Genomic DNA, 15,125 nt, shown 5'->3' with positions numbered 1-15,125 from the left:
TATTTCACCGAATATGACTGGTAGGAAGAAGAGAGCGCGCCTCTCGGCCCCCCTCTCCCGTGTGGAGAGGGGACAGGGGAGAGGGCGATCCAGTAGCCGTAGGGTGCGCTTCAGCGCACCGCCCGGAGGTATCGACCTCGCCGCGGCGGTGCGTTTCGCTTCGCTCCACGCACCCTACAAAACTTTATTGGCGGCTGAAAAGACAAGGAATTAGGTCGGGCCATGTGCGGCATTTACGGCGTGCTCCATCTGGACGACTCCCCCGCCGACCCGGGGCAGGTCTCCCCCATGGGCCGGGTGATCGTCCATCGTGGGCCGGACGACGAAGGCCTGCACCACGACGGCCCCTGCGCCATCGGCATGCGGCGCCTGTCCATCATCGATCTCGCCGGCGGCCACCAGCCCCTCGCCAACCGGGACCGCACCCTCTGGCTGGTATGCAACGGAGAGATCTACAACTTCCGGGAGCTGCGGCAAGCCCTCTCCGCCCGGGGCCACCGCTTCCTCACCGGCTCCGACAGCGAGGTGATCCTCCACGCCTACGCGGAATACGGGGACGATTTCCTCCAGCACCTGAACGGCATGTTCGGCTTCGCCCTGTGGGACGCGCCGCGGCGGCGGCTCCTGATCGGGCGCGATCGCCTAGGCATCAAGCCCCTCTACTACGCGCTGAACGGGCGGCGGCTCGCGTTCGCCTCGGAAGCCAAGTCCATCCTGGCGGCTCCGGGCTTTTCCCCCCGCGTCGATCGCTCCGCCCTGGCGGAATACCTGCAATGGGGTTACGTGCCCGCGCCCCACTGCCTGTTCGAGGGCATCCGCAAGCTCCCGCCCGCCACGTTGCTGGTGGCCGAGAACGGCCGCCTGGAAGAGCGCCGCTACTGGCGCATCCCCGAGGAGATCGACCGGGAAATGTCGGAGGCCGAGTGGGTCGCCGCGGTGCGCGAGCAGATGGAGCGGTCGGTGCGCATGCAGATGGTGAGCGATGTGCCCATCGGCGCTTTTCTCTCCGGCGGTCTCGACTCGAGCGCCGTGGTGGGCTACATGAGCCGCGCGGCCGACGCCCCGGTCAAGACCTATTCCATCGGTTTCGAGGGCAGCGCCGCCGACGACTATTACAACGAACTGCCCCACGCCCAGCGGGTGGCGCGCCTCTTCGGCACCGACCACCACGAGATCCTGGTCAAGCCCGACGTGGCGGCCCTCCTGCCGCGGCTCTTGTGGCACATGGACGAGCCCATCGCCGACAGCGCCTTCCTCACCACCTACCTGGTGTCGGAATTCGCCCGGCGGGAAGTCACCGTAATCCTCTCCGGTGTGGGGGGCGACGAGCTCTTCGGCGGCTATCGCCGCTACCTGGGCAACCACTTCGCCGCCCGCTTCGAGCGCCTGCCCGGGTGGCTGCGTCGCTCCGCGGTGCGGGCCGGCCGCGTGCTTCCCAGCGACCGGCACTCGGGCGCCTTGAACGCTATGCGGCTTGCTAAGCGCTTCCTCGCCAGCGCCGAGCTTACCTTCGAAGAGCGCTACCGTTCCTACGTACAAATCGCCGCGCCCGAGATGCTCGCTGAGCTCTCCGGCATGAGCTTCGATGGGGACGATGCCCTCGACCGGGCCTTCGCCGCCGCTTCGAGCGACGACAGTCTGAACCGCATGCTGGTGGTGGACGCCGAGACCCAGCTCCCCGACGACCTGCTGCTGCTCACCGACAAGATGAGCATGGCCACCTCCCTGGAATGCCGGGTGCCGCTCCTCGACCACGAGCTGGTGGAGCTCGCCGCCCGCATGCCCGAGGCGATCAAGGTGCGCAAGGGTGAACTCAAGCGTCTGATGAAGATCGCCCTTTCCGACCTGCTGCCCCTGGACGTGCTCCAGCGCGGCAAGCGCGGCTTCGGCACCCCCATGGGGGCCTGGCTGAAAGGATCCCTGGCGGGGCTGCTGGAGAGCGTGCTATCCGAGGAGGCGGTGGCGCGCCGGGGTCTCCTCAATTACCCGGTGCTGCGCCGGATCGTGGCCGATCACGCGGCGAACCGGGAGGACTACACGGACCTGTTGCTGGCGCTTCTCAATCTGGAGATCTGGGGTCGCATTTACCTGGACCAGCGCACGCCGGAGGATGTGACGGCGGAGTTGAAGGAATTCGTGTGATGGCCACTATCGTGGTGACGGCGATCGAAACCCATCCCCACCCCGGCCCTCCCCTTGAAGGGGAGGGGGCCCATCCCCACCCCGGCCCGTCCACGGCCCGGCAGGCAGGCCGGGCCGGCTCCGCAGGCGCAGAGCAGTGCCCCGCGAAACCCCCGCTTCGCCCCCTTGACGGGGAAAGAACTCGTCGGAAAACGAAAAGTCTACCCACCTTGCGTTGTACTGGACAAACAGGGATAGACCCCGGGTGGCAGGGTAGCGAAAAGGTCTTGGCATGAACATTCTCTACCTCTGCCATCGCTTCCCCTATCCGCCCAAGCGGGGCGGGAAGATCCGGCCGTTCAACATGATCCGGCACTTGAGCCGCCAGCACCGGGTCACGGTGGCCTCCCTCGCCCGCTCCGAAGCGGAAGCCCGGGAAGGGCAAGGCCTCGGTTCGGTGTGCGCCCACTTCGAAATGGTGCAGGTCCACAATCCGGTGCAGGTGGTGCGCATGGTGGCGCGCCTGCCCACCCGGGCGCCCTCGTCCATGGGCTTCTTCTACTCGCCGGAGCTCGCCCGGCGCATCCGGCGCCTGCTCGCGCGGGAAAGCTTCGATCTCATCTTCGTGCACTGCTCGTCGGTGGCGCAGTACGTGGAGGACGTCCAGGGCATCCCCAAGATCCTGGACTTCGGCGACATGGACTCCCAGAAGTGGCTGGAGTACGCCTGCTACAAGCCCTTCCCCCTGTCCCTGGGCTACTGGCTGGAAGGGGTAAAACTCATGCGGGCGGAGAAGCGCCTCGCGAGCAAGTTCGACCTGTGCACCGCCACCACCCGGGCCGAGTGGGAAACCCTGGTGGGCTACGGCGTGCCGGTGGCCACCGACTGGTTCCCCAATGGGGTGGACACGGAATTTTTCACTCCCGCCCGAGAGCCTTACGATCGTGACATGCTCTGCTTCGTTGGGCGCATGGACTACTACCCGAATCAGGAATGCATGTTCAGTTTCTGTGAGCGGGTATGGCCGCGACTCAAGGCCCGCCGGCCGGGATTGAAGCTCTTCATCGTGGGGGCCGACCCTTCCCGGCGGGTGCGGCGCCTGGGATCGATCCCCGGGGTCACGGTGACCGGCAGCGTGGACGACGTGCGGCCCTACGTGCACCGTTCCGCCCTCATGGTGGCGCCCCTCAACATTGCCCGGGGTACCCAGAACAAGATCCTGGAGGCCATGGCCATGGGCGTGCCGGTGGTGGCGAGCCGCGTGGCGGCCGGGGGTGTGGACGCGGAGCCTGGGGAGCATTTTCTGGTCGCCTCCACCCCGGAGGAATACGAGGACGCGATCCTGCGCATCCTGGACGACTCTCGGGAACGGGAGCGGCTGGCGGAAAACGGGCGCGCCCGCATGCTCTCCCACCACGCCTGGCCCATGTCCATGCGACGGCTGGACCAGGCCATCGCCCGTTGCCTGGCCACGTACCGCGCCCGCGATCTTCCCTTGCAGGAGGTAGCCCAGTCGTGAACATCAGCATCTTTGGCCTCGGTTACGTGGGCGCGGTGTCCCTCGCCTGCTTGGCCCGGGACGGCCACCGAGTGATCGGCGTGGACATCGACGCCGCCAAGCTGGACCTGATCCGCCGCGGCAAGACACCGGTGGTGGAGGAAGGCATGGTGGAGCTCATGGAGGCGGTGGCGGCCTCGGGTCGGGTTCGGGTGACCGACGACGCCCGGGAGGCGGTGCTGGAGAGCGACCTTTCCTTGATCTGTGTGGGCACCCCCTCCGCGCCCAACGGCAGCCAGGACCAGTCGGCCATCCTGCGCTTGACGAAATCCCTGGGCGTGGCGCTGCGGGAGAAGAACACGCCCCACGTCTTCGTCTACCGCTCCACCCTGGTGCCCGGCACGGTGGAAGAAGTGCTGCGACCCTTGCTCGAAGGCCAGTCGGGAAAACGCGATGGGGACGGTTTCCACATATGCTTCCAGCCGGAGTTCCTGCGGGAGGGCTCCTCCATCGCCGACTACGACCACCCCCCCTTCACCATCGTGGGCGCCTCCCACCCCTATCCGGTGGAGCGGCTCAAGGCGCTGTTCGGCCACCTGCCCTGCGAGTTCCACGCCACCTCCATTCGCGCCGCCGAGATGGTCAAGTACTCCTGCAACAACTTCCACGCCTTGAAGATCACCTTCGCCAACGAAACGGCGCGGCTGTGCGAGGCTCTCGGGGTGGACCCGTTCGAAGTGATGGACCTGGTGTGCCGGGACACCCAGCTCAATATCTCCCGGGCCTACCTCAAGCCGGGCTTCGCCTTCGGCGGCTCCTGCCTGCCCAAGGACCTGCGAGCGACCCTGCACATGGCCAAGATGCGGGACGTGGAGCTGCCCATGCTGGGCGGGATCCTGCCGTCCAACCGGACCCACATCGACCACGCCATAGCCAAGATCATGGCCTCGGGCAAGCGACGCGCGGGTTTGATCGGGCTCTCGTTCAAGGCGGGCACCGACGACCTGCGGGAAAGCCCCCTGGTGCTGCTCGCCGAGCACTTGATCGGCAAGGGGCTGTCGTTGCAAGTCTACGACCCGGAGGTGCAGCTCTCGCGCCTGCTGGGCGCCAACCGCCGCTTCATCGAGGAGCACCTGCCCCACATCGGCTCCCTCCTGCGCTCGAGCCTGGAGGCGGTGGTGGCCGATTCCGAGGTGTTGGTGGTGGGCGCGGCCTACGACAGGCTCGCGGAGGCCCTGGCGCGGCACGTGCAAGAGGATCAGCTCGTGCTGGATCTGACCGGGGCACTGCGCAAGCTACCACTCAAGGGAACGGTCCTCGGGTTATGCTGGTAAGCCGCACTCTCTTGGGCCGCCAAGAGCGCGGCGGGCTGGACGTGCCGCTGCGCGCTCTGCTGCAATGCCTGTCTCCCGGCGGCGCCCGGGGGCGCCTCACGGTGCTCATCTTCCACCGGGTGCGTACGAGCCCCGACCCCCTCTTTCCCGGCGAGCCAGATGCTCAAGCGTTCGAACAGCAGATGCGGTGGGTCCGGCACTGGTTCGAACCCCTGCCCCTGGAGGAAGCGGTGGCCCTGCTCCATACCGGGCAACTGCCACCCAGGGCGTTATGTATCACTTTCGACGACGGCTACGCCGACAACCTGACGGTGGCGCTGCCCGTTCTGCAGCGGCTCGGGCTCCCCGCCACATTTTTCATCGCCACCGGCTTCCTCGACGGCGGGATCATGTGGAACGATCAGGTGATCGAAGCGGTGCGGCAATCTCGGGCAAACCCCCTCGCGCTGGACGACCTAGACCTGGGGGTGCACCCGTTGGGCAGCGTCGAGGAGAAGCGGGCAGCCATCGCCGCCTTGATCGGGGCCCTCAAGTACCTTCCCCTGGAAGCCCGGGCGGAAAAGCTGGCGGCCCTGGTGGAGCGGACGGGGGCGCGGCTCCCCCGGGACCTGATGCTCACCAGCGACCAGTTGAGGGCGCTGCGGCGGGCGGGCATGGGGATCGGGGCCCATACGGTCCACCATCCGATCCTCGCCAAAGTCGGCGCGCAGGAAGCGCGGGAAGAGATCGTGGAAGGGGCGAGCCGCCTGGAAGAGCTGTTGAGAGAGCCGGTACGGCTTTTCGCCTATCCCAACGGCAGGCCCGGGCGGGATTATGCTCCCGAGCACGTGGCAATGGTGCGGGAGCTGGGATTCGCCGCCGCCTTTTCCACCGCGTGGGGGGCCGCCGGGACCGGCTGCGATCCGTTCCAGATCCCCCGGTTCACACCCTGGGACCGGACCCGTATCCGGTACGGCCTGCGCCTGGCGCGAAACCTGTTGCGGCGGCCCGCGCTGTGCCACTAAGCGTCCCATTTCCATGACGAATGATCGCTTGCAGACAGCCGAACTTTTCCCGTTCCCCACATCATGAATCCCGTAGCGCCACGCGCCTTGAGGATCGGCCTGGTGGGGCCCCTGCCGCCTCCCTTCGGGGGCATGGCCAACCAGACCCGGCAGCTCGCCGGGCTGCTGGAACGGGAGGGCTTGGAGGTGGAGGTGATCCGTACCAATGCCGAGCCTCGCCCCGCCTGGATCGGCCGCATCCGCGGGTTGCGGGCCCTGTTCCGCCTCCTGCCGTATCTGGTACAACTCTGGCGCGCCGCGGGACGGGTCAGTCTCTTTCACGTCATGGCCAACTCGGGCTGGGCCTGGTATCTGCACGCCTGCCCCGCCGTGTGGGTAGCGAAACTCAAGGGTATTGCGGTGATCGTGAACTACCGGGGCGGGGGTGCCGAGACCTTCTTTTCCGGCGCCGGACGGCTCGGTCGCGCCGCGCTCGCCCGGGCGGATGCCCTGGTTACCCCCTCCGGGTTCCTGAAAGCCGTGTTCGAGCGGTTCGGATTCCAGGCCACGGTGATCCCCAACATCGTGGACCTGGAGCGGTTTCGCCCGGCAGCCCGCCGCCCCGAGGTTGCGGGCAAACACATCGTGGTCGCCCGCAACCTGGAGCCCATCTACGACATCGCCTCCGCCCTGGCGGCCTTCGCCCGGGTACGCGCCCGTATCCCGGAGGCGCGCCTCACGGTGGCGGGCACGGGGCCCGAACTGGAGCGGCTGCAGGCCCTGGCGCGGGCGTTGGGCATCCAGGAAGCCGTGACCTTCGCTGGCCGAGTGGCTAATGAACACATGCCCTTCCTCTACCAATCCGCGGACGTCATGCTCAATCCCAGCCGGGTGGACAACATGCCCATCTCGATCCTGGAAGCCTTCGCGAGCGGAGTGCCGGTCGTGTCCACCGACGCAGGCGGCATCCCCTACATCGCCGAGCACGAGCGCACCGCCTTGCTGGTGAAGCCGGGCGACGCACAAGCCATGGCCGACGCCCTGGTGCGGGTGTTGGTCGACGCCGAGCTTGCCGCCCGGCTGGCTCGGGCCGGGTTGGAAGAAGCGCGGCGCTACCGCTGGGAGGCGATCCGCGGCTTGTGGCTCGCCGAATACGGGCGGCTTTCCGGCTGCCGCCTTCCGGTAGGAACTAGCACATGAGCCTATACACGGCCTTCTGCTCGGCGGTCCTCTTCCCGCTCCACGAGCGCTTGAAGGGGCACGACACTCGGCAGGTTCTGCGCTCCCTGGAGCGTAGCCAGTGGTTAGCCCCGGAGGCGCTGGACCGGCTACGGGTAGAGCGCCTGCGCGCACTTCTCATGCACGCGGCGAGCCACACGCGCTACTACCGGCAGCGCTTCGTCGAGGCGGGGTTCGATCCGGCCGGGATCAGGTCCATCTCGGATCTGGCGGCGTTACCGGTCCTCACCAAGGCCGAGATCCGGTCCAATTTCGACGACCTGCTGGCGGAAAATGCGCGTAACGTGAAGCTCTATTCCACCACAGGATCCACCGGGGATCCGTTGCGCTTCTACATCGGTCGAGCGCGCATCACCCATGACGTGGCGGCCAAGTGGCGCGCCACCCGCTGGTGGGGCGTAGACGTGGGCGACCGGGAAATAGTGCTCTGGAGCTCCCCCATCGAGCTATCAGCGCAGGACCGCCTGCGGCGGTTGCGCGACCGGCTTCTGCGCAGCCGGCTTGTCCCCGCAACGGCGCTCACCCCGGAAAAACTCGATGCCATCGTGGCCGACATCCGCGCCTACCGGCCCAAGATGCTGTTCGGCTATCCTTCGGCCCTCACCCTGATCGCCCAGCACGCCGAGCACAAAGACATCCGGCTGGACGATCTGGGCATCGCCGTCGCCTTCTGCACCGCCGAGCGGCTTTATCCCCACCAGCGGGAGCGGATCGCGCGGGTGTTCGGCTGCCGGGTAGCGGACGGTTACGGCGGGCGCGACGCCGGATTCCTCGCCCACGAGTGCCCGGCCGGGGGGCTCCACCTCACGGCGGAGGACGTGATCGTGGAGACGGTGGATTCGCGCGGCCGCCCTGTGCCGCCGGGGAAGCCGGGGGAAGTGGTGGTGACCCACTTGTTTTCCCACGAGTTTCCCTTCGTTCGCTACAAAAACGGCGACGTGGCGGTGCTGTCCGACCGTCCCTGCCCCTGCGGGCGCGGGCTGCCCCTTCTTCAAGAAGTGCAAGGCCGCAGCAACGATCTCCTGCTGGGCTTGAGCGGCCAGCGCGTCCACGGCACGGCCTTTTCGATACTGCTTCGGGAGTTGCCTGGCGTCGAGCAATTCAAGATCGTTCAGGAAGCGCTGGATCTCGTGCGCCTGCAATTGGTGGTGAGGCGGAGCTACGATAGGGTGCGGACGCGGGAGCGCATGCTCGCCGCGTTCCGCCACCATCTGGGGGATCGGGTGACGGTGGAGATCGAGGAAGTGGAAGCGATCGCCCCCGAGCCCACGGGCAAGTACCGTTACGTAGTCAACAAAATCCGAGAACCGGTTTTCGAACCCGAGAAGTCAGCGCCTTAATCATGCCCCTGCGCGACATCGTTCTCACGGGATTCATCTTCGGGGCGCTTGTCTTCGTGTTCAAGCGCCCATGGATCGGGATGCTCCTGTGGCACTGGATCGGGCTCATGAACCCCCACCGCTCCACCTGGAGCTTCGCCCGGGATCTTCCCTTCGCCCAGGTGGTGGGGCTCACCACCGGCATCGCGTTCCTGCTCTCTCCCGAGAAGAAGCGCTTTCCGGTATCGGCGTTGACGATGACGCTCATCGCCTTCATTGTGTGGGTGTGTATCACGACCATTTTCGCTTTGTACCCCGACTCCGCGGTGGATCAATTGAAGAAGTTCATCAAGGTCCAGCTCGGGGTTTTGCTGACGCTTTTCGTCATGCAGGACAAGGAGCGCATCCTGTGGCTCGTGCGGGTCGTGGCGCTTTCCATCGCCTTCTATGGAGTCAAGGGCGGTCTTTTCACGCTGCGTACCGGTGGCGCGGGCATGGTGTTGGGCCCTTACGGCAGCTACATCTCGGGCAATACCGAAATTGCGCTGGCCATCACCATGGTGGCGCCGCTCCTCTACTACATGGCCCAGCAGACCGAGCAGCGGTGGCTGCGTTGGGGTCTGTACGGCGCCCTGGGCCTATGCGCTATCGCGGTCATCGGCTCCTATTCCCGGGGCGGGCTTCTCGCCATCATCGCCATGGTGTTTTTCCTCTGGCTCAAGAGCCGCAGGAAAGCGCTCCTCCTGCTCCTACTGCCGCCGGTCCTGCTCCTCGGCCTGAGCGTGATGCCGGAGCGGTGGTTCGAGCGCATGGGCACCATCGCCACTTACCAGGAGGATTCCTCGGCTCTCGGACGGCTCAACGCCTGGGCCTTCGCCTTGAATCTCGCCCAGGACCGGCCCATCACCGGCGGCGGTTTCCAGGCCTTCAAGCCCAGCGCCTTCGAGCGCTGGGCTCCAGAGCCGGAGCGTTTTCACGATTCCCACAGCATCTGGTTCGGCGTGCTTGGAGAGCATGGCTACGTCGGGCTGAGTCTATTTATGCTTTTTTGGTGGTTTGTCTGGAGAACGGCTTCCAAGATCATCCAAGCATCCAAGGATCGCGACGATCTGCGCTGGGCCGGCGATCTGGCGGCCATGATCCAAGTGAGCTTGGTGGGTTATTTCGTGGGCGGATCGTTCCTGGGCCTCGCCTACTGGGATTACCCCTACCTGCTGGCGGCGATGTTGGCGCTCACCCATATGGTGGTATCCCGGGAAGTGGTACCGGCAACCGAACCGGCCCCTCGAGCGTGGCCGCCGTCCGTCCCTGTCCCACCATCGAATGCATCCAACGACGCCAGAAACGCCTAGCCGACCGCCGCGAGGACCGGCCCCGTTCGAGACCGTCTGGCGCCGGCGCTTCCAGGAGTTCGCCGAGCTGCGCGACGACGACGCGGGGATCGCCGGTTGGAGCGCGAGCGGGCTGGAAGCGCGGCTGCGCCATTTCCTCGCCTTCTGGGAAGGCTTGACGCCCGAATCCCTGTGGCTCGACGCCGGGTGCGGTGCCGGCACCTATTCCCGGCTCCTCGCCCGCGCAGGCGCCCAAGTCGTGGCGGTGGATTACTCTCCCCCTACCCTCCGCAAAGCCCGCGAGCGAAGCGACGGCGCGGACTGCGCCTGGGTGGTCTCCGACGTGCAGCGGCTTCCATTCCGTGCAGCTCGATTCGACGGCGTCCTGTGCTTAGGTGTGCTGCAGGCCCTCTCTGCCTCGGCGCCGGCGGTACGCGAGCTCGCCCGGGCGGTGCGCCCCGGCGGCGCGGTGTGGATCGACGCCTTGAACGGCTGGTGCCTAGCGAACCTGTGGGTTCGGCTCAAGCGCTGGGCGCGAGGCAAGCCCATGCACCTGCGCTACGAGTCGCCCTGGGCCCTGCGGCGGGTGATCCGGGAGGCCGGATTCGAAAACGTGCGTCTTTACTGGATGCCCATTCTGCCGGTGCGGTGGCAGCGCTGGCAGGCCGTCATGGAGCATCCGGCCGTCCGGCTCCTTCTGCGCTGGATTCCGCCGCTGGGGCTGGCCGTGAGCCACGCCTTCCTGATGAGGGCGGAGAAGCCGACGAAATAAAGCGCGCCAAGCGCGGCGATGCGCACCGCCGGGTGTCGGTGCATTCGAAACCGGGCAGCGGTGCGCTGAAGCGCATCACCCTACGATTACTACGGTACCGCCCGTTCCAACAGCGACCGTGCGACGCTCAAGAAGGGCTTTTATCTTTTCCGGCAACGAAAGGATTGAGCAGGGGGACGGAAAAGGGTTTGAAGTCGCGCGTGTTGCGCGTGACGACCGTAAGACCGTGGATGAGCGCGGTGGCGGCGATCAGCGCGTTCTCCAGGTGATGGTCGGGGCGGCGATGCATCAGTTTCGCCCAACGACGGAAGACGGCCGCGTCCGCCGGTAATATCTGGGACGACTGCGCGAGCTGTTCAAGCCAGATTTCTATCTCGCCGGCCTTCGCGGCATCTTGCTCACGGGTGATTTCGATACCTGCTTGGATCTCGCCGAGCGTCACCGCCGAAAGATACAACGCGGTCTCCGGCACGGCTTTGAGCCAAGACAGCACGGCGCGATGCGGATTGCGTTTGCGGAGCTCCGAGACGATGTTGGTATCAAGCAAGTACATGCCGTGAGCTCATAAGAGTTCCGTCACGCCTCGGAGAACGGCGACCGCCTTCCCCTGCTACGGATTTTTTGCAAGCTTCAGCGCTCGACGGCGGCGGCGCCCCCTTGCTGGAACCTCCAGATTCCGAGGCGCGCCGGGCGTGAGCAAGAGCGCCTTGAGCCGGGGCCGAGCCTGCTCGCATAGGCGACGCCATTCTTTGACGGGCACCAGCACGGCCGCCTCCTTGCCACGCAGAGTGACGAACTGCGGACCTTCAACCAAGCTCGCACGCAGCAGCTCGCTGAAGCGCGCCTTGGCATCCTGCACCGGCCATGTGGACATGGTTCGCGTCGGTCGGAAATGAACTAGTCACTATTCTAGTCAGGTCGCTCTAAAGGTTCAAGCCGGCCTTCAGGGGCGCGCCGAAGCGCGCCCTTGCTTCTTGTCTCAAGCTCAGGCGATGGCCGCCGGTCGCTCGGCGCGCGCCTGCCGCTCCCGGGCCTGGAGCCATTGCTCCAGCATCATGAGGATCCACACCATTTCCCCATAGTACCCGGGATGCTGTGGAAGATGGGATTGGATCAGCTCCCGTAAAAACGTTTTCCGCACCATGCCGCGCTCGCCCAGAGCATCGAGGCTGGCAAAAGCCAGTTCCCGAAGGCCCGGATGTCGCAGCACCCACACGCCGAAGGGAAGCCCGAAGCCGTGCTTCTTCTTGCGCAGGATGGCTTCCGGCAGGAAGCCGCGCAGCGCCTCCTTGAAAAAGTAGCGGAGCCTCAAACCCCGCACCTTGAGGCGTGGCGGCAGGCGCAGGGAAAAATCCACGAGCTCTTCCGCGAGGAACGGAAAGGCCGCCTGCACGCCAGCGAGCGCCGTCGCCCCCAGCACCTTGGGCAGGTCGTTGTCCGCCAGGGTGTATTTCCAGTCGTACTCCAGCATGCGGTTCACCAGGGCGCGGGCGCTGGAGGCGCCATAGACCGCCCTCTGCTGCGCGAGGGGCGCCGCTTGATCGACCGAGGCCAGGAAATCCGCCGCGAGCAGGTGCTCGGCCCCCAGCCGCGTCAGCAGGTTGTACGTTTCCAGCCGGTCGGGCATGGGTAGCCGCGCGTGGCGCACGTAGGCTGCGGCTTTGCGCACGAGGGGAAGCCGAGCGAAGGCCGTCGAGTCGGCGAGTAGCGGCTCGACGAGGCGGCGGCGCACCGGCGCCGGAATCGCTTCGTAGAGCGCGAAGAGCTTCTGCGTGGCGTACCGGGCATTGCCGCCGAACAGCTCGTCGCCGCCGTCGCCCGCCAGCAGCTTCTCCACGCCCGCGGACGCCGCCAGCTGGGCGCAGCGATAGGCGGGCAGCACCGAAGAGTTGCCGAAGGGCTGGTCGTAATGGGCCGCCACCCGGGGAATGCCTTCCACCAGCTCCTCGGGCGTGAGGTAGTGCTCGTAGTGCTCGGCGCCGAAGTGGCGGACGGCGATGCGGGCGTAGGCCATCTCGTCGTAGCCCGCGGCGTCGAAGCCGATGGAAAAACTCCGGGCCGGGCGCCCCGTCACCTCCTGCAACATACCGGTCACGGTGGAGCTGTCGGTGCCGCCGCTCAAGAAACACCCGACCGCCGCCCCATCGGCTTCCCGGGCCACCGCCTCCCGCACCAGCCGCCGGAACTCTTCCGCCAGGGATCGGAGCGGCGCCGGCCGCTCTTCTTCGAAGCGCGGCACCCAGTGGCGCTGCACGCGCACGCCGTCCCGGTTCGCCTCCAACGCATGCCCCGCCGGCAGGCGGGAGACGCCCCGAAACACCGTCCGGGGCGCCGGGATCATGTGGAAGTAGAGGTAATCGAATAGCGCCTGGGGATCCAGCTCCGGGGCCCGGACGAGGGGCACCCGGTCGGCGCGGTTCGAAAAAGCGAGCCGCGTTCCCTCCCGGGCGTAGCACAGGCTCTCGCGGGCGAACCGGTCCACGGCCAGCACGCCGCGGCCCTGGGCGAAATCCAGGATCGCCACCGCGTACGGGCCCTTGACCATCGGCGCCACGGCGGCGCCGTGGCGCCGGTACAGGCGCAGCCAGCATCGCGCCGGGGATAGGTCCGCCGCCCCTCCACCAGCCTCGGCTTCGAACCGAGGCCGCCCCCAGGTCAAAGCCATGGCAGTGTCCTGGACCGCCACGTCGGCGGCCAGGGGGTCCACCACCACTTCCAGGCCTGGCGCCGTCCAGCGTTGGGCCGGCCCTCCCTGGGGGCGTTGATCGACCCGGGGCGCGCCTCCCGGCCGCACGCCAGAAAAATCCACCCAACCGTAAATCAAGGCTTCCCTCATGGTGCGTTTGCAGTTTCGGCGGCTGATCGCCGCGCCTTGACGAACATGTGCTGCACCAGCAGCCCCAAGGGCAGCTTGAGCCAGGTGGCGCGGGCGAGCAAGACCCGCCGAGCCAAGCGGCGCCCCGGGCCAGGGAGGCGGTCCGGATCGGGGGGTGGTAGCACGGAGGCGATCAGCGGCTCCACGAGCCACTTGACCGGCGCGGGCGGCACGGCGCCCTGGACCTGCGAAGCCAACTGCCGGGGCACCGGCGTGCCGAAGAACCGGCCGGCGAAATGGAGCCCGTACCAGAGGGGGCGGCCCAGTCCCAACACTTGGGCGCGTTCCTGCAGCGCCTCCCAAAACCCGGGCTCGACCCCGAAGCCGCGCAACAGGCTATCCAGATCCGCCAGGTCCCGCAAGCGGTTGCTGCAATCGGAATCGTGGAACAAGTGGGCGGCGGCGTGGAGCACCTGATCCGCGGGGGCCAGCACCCGCCATCGGCTTCCTGGGACCGGGCGGGCCGCGTCCAGCAGGCGCTCGGGCGGCGGCCGCAGCTTTCCCAGGGGCGGCAGAATCGTGTGATGCACGTCCAGCTCCAGGGCGTGCTCAGGATGCCGCAGGGGCGGCAGTTCGTGGGTCCATTGCCGGTAATAGCGCTCGTCGTGGGCGTCCAGGGGCTTGGACTGCCAGCCCGCTTCCCGCAGCCGGGCTTCCACTTCGGCCAGCGCATCCCGGGGGACCAGCAGGTCCACGTCCCCCACCAGCCGCCCTTGTGCGCAGGGCAAACCCTGGACCAGGTACGCGGCCCCCTTGAGGAGCACCTGAGGAACCTCGATGCCTTCCAGGGCGGCCTCGACACGGGCGAGGGTCCACAACACGGCCTGGCGTTGGAACCGGGCCAGCGCCGCTTCCGAATCCAGGTGATTTCGCACCGGCGCCGGCAGCGCTTCCAGCATTCCGGCCCTCTCCAGCCGCGCACGCAGAGCAGCAAGCAGCCGGGCGGTGCGCCCGACCCGCACCACCCCGTCCCAGGCGACGAGATCCAAGCGCAGTGCCGACTCGGGACGAGCGAGCAAAGTTACAAGGGAGGCGATCGGCGGAGGCAGGGGCATCGACTAGGGTCCTCAGATGGGCTATCACCCCTCTCTCCCCGAGGGAGAGAGGCGGGGGAGAGGGGGAAAAGAGGCGAGGATTTTCTCCAATACCGCCGTCGACTCAGTCAAAACTTGTGAATCCCAAAAACGCAAGAGCCGATAGCCGCGCTCTTCCCGCTAGGCGTCGCGTATCCGATCCGATGCGCAACCCTGGGTGTTGCCCGCCATCGACCTCGATTATCAGCCGGGCTTGAAAGCAGACGAAATCCACGATATCGGGATGGGTTTCGGCGGTGAGGATGAAAACCCATCCCCACCCCAACCCTCCCCTTGAAGGGGAGGGAGCTCCATCCCCACCCCGGCCCGTCCACGGCCCGGCAGGCAGGCCGGACCGGCTCCGTGGGCGAGAGAGCAGTGCTCTGCAAAACCCCCGCTCCGCCCCCTTGAAGGGGAGGGAGCTCCATCCCCACCCCCGCCCACGGGCCAGCATCCCCCCGAGATGCTCGCCTTTCAAAAGGAAAGCAGGCATGCCGATGTCATCCTCCCCCTTTCAAGAGGGAGGTTGGGAGGGGGTGGGGTACGCGCGGTCCAGAGCAGCGCCTTGCGACATCCCCTC

At 67.0% G+C, this 15,125-nt stretch carries 13 protein-coding genes and 1 pseudogene; 8 read left to right on the top strand and 6 right to left on the bottom strand.

Annotated elements, in window-relative coordinates; translation table 11 throughout:
- Positions 1 to 222 precede the first annotated feature (222 nt).
- The 8 genes from asnB (at position 223) to ACTFO6_RS03525 (ending at position 10,597) form a co-directional block, all read left to right on the top strand.
- On the top strand, positions 223 to 2,142 hold the full coding sequence (asnB, locus tag ACTFO6_RS03560; RefSeq protein ID WP_439933062.1) for an asparagine synthase (glutamine-hydrolyzing): 1,920 nt from the start codon (positions 223 to 225) through the stop codon (positions 2,140 to 2,142).
- Between the two features lie 271 nt (positions 2,143 to 2,413).
- Entirely contained in the window at positions 2,414 to 3,640 is a 1,227-nt protein-coding gene (locus tag ACTFO6_RS03555; RefSeq protein ID WP_439933061.1) for a TIGR03087 family PEP-CTERM/XrtA system glycosyltransferase, read from the top strand.
- Positions 3,637 to 4,953 carry a nucleotide sugar dehydrogenase gene (locus ACTFO6_RS03550; protein WP_439933060.1) on the top strand — a complete coding sequence of 439 codons (1,317 nt, stop codon included), beginning with the start codon at positions 3,637 to 3,639 and terminating at the stop codon, positions 4,951 to 4,953. The genes ACTFO6_RS03555 and ACTFO6_RS03550 overlap by 4 nt, the downstream gene beginning before the upstream one ends.
- A complete protein-coding gene (locus tag ACTFO6_RS03545; protein ID WP_439933059.1) occupies positions 4,944 to 5,957 on the top strand; it encodes a polysaccharide deacetylase family protein in 1,014 nt (337 codons plus the stop codon). The genes ACTFO6_RS03550 and ACTFO6_RS03545 overlap by 10 nt, the downstream gene beginning before the upstream one ends.
- Positions 5,958 to 6,020: 63 nt before the next feature.
- Positions 6,021 to 7,136 carry a glycosyltransferase family 4 protein gene (locus ACTFO6_RS03540; RefSeq protein WP_439933058.1) on the top strand — a complete coding sequence of 372 codons (1,116 nt, stop codon included), beginning with the start codon at positions 6,021 to 6,023 and terminating at the stop codon, positions 7,134 to 7,136.
- Entirely contained in the window at positions 7,133 to 8,515 is a 1,383-nt protein-coding gene (locus ACTFO6_RS03535) for a phenylacetate--CoA ligase family protein (RefSeq protein WP_439933057.1), read from the top strand. The genes ACTFO6_RS03540 and ACTFO6_RS03535 overlap by 4 nt, the downstream gene beginning before the upstream one ends.
- A 2-nt stretch (positions 8,516 to 8,517) precedes the next feature.
- On the top strand, positions 8,518 to 9,846 hold the full coding sequence (locus ACTFO6_RS03530; protein ID WP_439933056.1) for a putative O-glycosylation ligase, exosortase A system-associated: 1,329 nt from the start codon (positions 8,518 to 8,520) through the stop codon (positions 9,844 to 9,846).
- The gene (locus tag ACTFO6_RS03525; RefSeq protein WP_439933055.1) at positions 9,818 to 10,597 is read left to right on the top strand and encodes a class I SAM-dependent methyltransferase; all 780 of its coding nucleotides are present in this window, start codon (positions 9,818 to 9,820) and stop codon (positions 10,595 to 10,597) included. Before ACTFO6_RS03530 ends, ACTFO6_RS03525 begins: the two co-directional genes overlap by 29 nt.
- Before the next feature lie 127 nt (positions 10,598 to 10,724).
- Here the strand turns inward: ACTFO6_RS03525 and ACTFO6_RS03520 are convergent, their stop codons facing one another.
- From ACTFO6_RS03520 to ACTFO6_RS03495, 6 genes and pseudogenes are all read right to left on the bottom strand, one after another.
- Positions 10,725 to 11,150 carry a type II toxin-antitoxin system VapC family toxin gene (locus tag ACTFO6_RS03520; protein ID WP_439933054.1) on the bottom strand — a complete coding sequence of 142 codons (426 nt, stop codon included), beginning with the start codon at positions 11,148 to 11,150 and terminating at the stop codon, positions 10,725 to 10,727.
- Positions 11,151 to 11,207: 57 nt separating this feature from the next.
- Positions 11,208 to 11,471, bottom strand: a complete 264-nt coding sequence (locus ACTFO6_RS03515; RefSeq protein ID WP_439933053.1) for a type II toxin-antitoxin system Phd/YefM family antitoxin — start codon at positions 11,469 to 11,471, stop codon at positions 11,208 to 11,210.
- 111 nt (positions 11,472 to 11,582) lie between these two features.
- Positions 11,583 to 13,433, bottom strand: a complete 1,851-nt coding sequence (locus ACTFO6_RS03510; protein WP_439933052.1) for an asparagine synthetase B family protein — start codon at positions 13,431 to 13,433, stop codon at positions 11,583 to 11,585.
- A complete protein-coding gene (locus ACTFO6_RS03505) occupies positions 13,430 to 14,527 on the bottom strand; it encodes a nucleotidyltransferase domain-containing protein (protein ID WP_439933051.1) in 1,098 nt (365 codons plus the stop codon). Before ACTFO6_RS03505 ends, ACTFO6_RS03510 begins: the two co-directional genes overlap by 4 nt.
- Before the next feature lie 24 nt (positions 14,528 to 14,551).
- Positions 14,552 to 14,671: pseudogene (locus ACTFO6_RS03500) on the bottom strand (hypothetical protein); the annotation flags it as partial.
- Positions 14,631 to 14,999 (bottom strand): DUF559 domain-containing protein, encoded by a 369-nt coding sequence (locus ACTFO6_RS03495; protein ID WP_439933099.1) that lies wholly within the window; start codon positions 14,997 to 14,999, stop codon positions 14,631 to 14,633. The pseudogene ACTFO6_RS03500 and the gene ACTFO6_RS03495, both read right to left, overlap by 41 nt.
- Between the last annotated feature and the right edge of the window lie 126 nt (positions 15,000 to 15,125).

The sequence above is a fragment of the Pelomicrobium sp. G1 genome (assembly GCF_051905455.1).
Lineage (GTDB): Bacteria > Pseudomonadota > Gammaproteobacteria > Burkholderiales > UBA6910 > Pelomicrobium.
This window is presented reverse-complemented; position numbering and strand designations above follow the sequence as displayed.

Coding starts and splice junctions, on each gene's coding strand:
- ACTFO6_RS03530 (WP_439933056.1), top strand. CDS start 8,518: ATGCCCCTGCGCGACATCGTTCTCACGGGATTCATCTTCGGGGCGCTT.
- ACTFO6_RS03520 (WP_439933054.1), bottom strand. CDS start 11,150: ATGTACTTGCTTGATACCAACATCGTCTCGGAGCTCCGCAAACGCAAT.
- ACTFO6_RS03525 (WP_439933055.1), top strand. CDS start 9,818: ATGCATCCAACGACGCCAGAAACGCCTAGCCGACCGCCGCGAGGACCG.
- ACTFO6_RS03535 (WP_439933057.1), top strand. CDS start 7,133: ATGAGCCTATACACGGCCTTCTGCTCGGCGGTCCTCTTCCCGCTCCAC.
- ACTFO6_RS03505 (WP_439933051.1), bottom strand. CDS start 14,527: ATGCCCCTGCCTCCGCCGATCGCCTCCCTTGTAACTTTGCTCGCTCGT.
- ACTFO6_RS03495 (WP_439933099.1), bottom strand. CDS start 14,999: ATGCTGGCCCGTGGGCGGGGGTGGGGATGGAGCTCCCTCCCCTTCAAG.
- ACTFO6_RS03555 (WP_439933061.1), top strand. CDS start 2,414: ATGAACATTCTCTACCTCTGCCATCGCTTCCCCTATCCGCCCAAGCGG.
- asnB (WP_439933062.1), top strand. CDS start 223: ATGTGCGGCATTTACGGCGTGCTCCATCTGGACGACTCCCCCGCCGAC.
- ACTFO6_RS03510 (WP_439933052.1), bottom strand. CDS start 13,433: ATGAGGGAAGCCTTGATTTACGGTTGGGTGGATTTTTCTGGCGTGCGG.
- ACTFO6_RS03545 (WP_439933059.1), top strand. CDS start 4,944: ATGCTGGTAAGCCGCACTCTCTTGGGCCGCCAAGAGCGCGGCGGGCTG.
- ACTFO6_RS03515 (WP_439933053.1), bottom strand. CDS start 11,471: ATGTCCACATGGCCGGTGCAGGATGCCAAGGCGCGCTTCAGCGAGCTG.
- ACTFO6_RS03540 (WP_439933058.1), top strand. CDS start 6,021: ATGAATCCCGTAGCGCCACGCGCCTTGAGGATCGGCCTGGTGGGGCCC.